The following is a 1,804-nucleotide window of genomic DNA, read 5'->3' as shown; positions in this document are numbered from 1 at the left end:
CTTGTGTGAAATACCCCACATATTCATAACCATCAATCTCAAGCGGTTGAGGAAGCTGTTGCCCTGCTTGCACCTCAATTTCTTGATTATAGGCTCTAAGGATACTACTTGTCAAGGCCGAAACAGGTGTAGCCAAAACCTGCGTTCCCAAAGCAGAAATGAGAAATAGACCAGACAAGTAACGACGTCCCTTCTTGCCAACTTTAACCGCGACAATCAAAAGTGAAACACCTGAAACAGCTAAGAGAGTACTCGTCAAACTATTCTCACCTGTCTTAGGTAAAACAGAAATCTCTTTCTTTGGTCGATAAACCAAAAAGTAGTTCGCGTCCGTCTCCTTTGCAATCGTTGGCAACTCATGAATAATGAGTTGTTTTTCCTCTTCATTCAACTCTGCTTCTGTAACGTATTGATAATTGATTGTTCCCTGCTGGGTTACCGGTAACTGGTTAGCAGTGGCAGTCGACATGAGGAAAAAACTACCGATAGCTGTTGAAACCAGCCCTACTGCTAATTTACGCATCGAAAAACGGTAGCGTTTTTCATTCAATTTCTGACGAGGCATGAAAGTCTCCTTCTTTTTCACTTTATTTTTAGTATCTCCATTGACCAAATCAATCTAGGCAAGCTACAGCTTCCAGAAAAATTTGATAAAAACTGATATATAAGAACACTGATACAACATCTACTTCCATCAGAACATCCTTTCCCCATTATCGAAAAGAATGACTTCATCGTTATAAATATTGCGATTTTATTTCACCATATCCGGGTCGTAGTCGTAAAATCCTGTATCAAGAAAACGATTTTTAGGGTGTAGTTTGCGCACTTCTTCATCTAGCAAGAAAGCTTGGTCATGACTGAAAGCCCCCTCTTCTATCAAACAACGCGCTTGGATAAAGAGTTTGGCAATTTCGACAAAGTTCTGACCTGGAGTATAGAGACCTTCTAGCTTCCAGTGAGTAAAGCCATGCTCCACCAATTCTGTCAATTTAGTCATCAAATCAAGGTCATTGTTAGCAAAGATGTGGGTACCATGATTGTCTTCAAAGATAGAGTAATGGCTCTCTGGATCACTTGGTTCAGCCAAGAAGAGGTCACGCTTACGCGTCTTTTCATCATCGATATGCGTAAAGTTATAATAGTTTTGTAAAAGCGGACGCTTAGAATGGTGAATGACACTGGCACCATAAACCAATACTTCAGCAGGAAATTCCAAAATCTCTGGCATCTTAAAGAGTTCGGCAGATGGAATTTCACGCGCCAAAACCGCCTCAGATGCGCCAGCCTTTTGGCCCCAGAAGTTAATCTGACGACTGCTTGTCACCATTGTTGAAGCATCGTAGATAGTCTTGAAGGAATAGCCATCACGGTTGACCACGTAAAAGACACCCGCATCTCCTACTGTAATATAGTCTGTCTTGATTTCTTCCAAGAAGTCTAGGAAGGGCTTGATACGGTCCATCATATCTTGATGCATGAGGGCATTAACCGCGACAATCAATTCCTTGCCTGCTTCATGAACCAACTTAGCAATCTCACGCAATTGGTCATGACTAAAAGTCGTTGGCAGACGAAGGCCAAAATCTTTCTCACCAACATAGATACGATCTACGCCGGCTTCGAGTAGTTGTTCAACTTGTTCAATACTTTCAGCAGTTGCTGTAATGATAATCTTTTCCATAAGGAAAATTATACCACAATTCTCAAAAATCAGCTACGGGTACTGAGAGTTTCACAAAAAGTTAAACTGATTTCTATCTTTCCCAATCAAAAAGTGAACAGTAACTTGTACCATTCACTC

The 1,804-nt window shown here is 41.0% G+C and carries 2 protein-coding genes; both read right to left on the bottom strand.

Features of this window, described 5'->3' with window-relative positions; translation table 11 throughout:
- On the bottom strand, window positions 1–565 hold a 565-nt coding region (locus SORDD24_RS07135; protein ID WP_155720144.1), incomplete at its 3' end, for a YSIRK-type signal peptide-containing protein.
- Window positions 566–754: 189 nt separating this feature from the next.
- Window positions 755–1,684 carry a peptidase U32 family protein gene (locus SORDD24_RS07130; protein ID WP_061409063.1) on the bottom strand — a complete coding sequence of 310 codons (930 nt, stop codon included), beginning with the start codon at window positions 1,682–1,684 and terminating at the stop codon, window positions 755–757.
- Between the last annotated feature and the right edge of the window lie 120 nt (window positions 1,685–1,804).

It is taken from the genome of Streptococcus oralis (assembly GCF_001579175.1).
In the GTDB taxonomy this organism is placed as follows: Bacteria; Bacillota; Bacilli; order Lactobacillales; family Streptococcaceae; genus Streptococcus; species Streptococcus oralis_O.
This window is presented reverse-complemented; position numbering and strand designations above follow the sequence as displayed.

What these genes read in the sequence shown, in the direction of transcription:
- SORDD24_RS07130 (WP_061409063.1), bottom strand. Translation starts at nt 1,684, where the DNA reads ATGGAAAAGATTATCATTACAGCAACTGCTGAAAGTATTGAACAAGTT.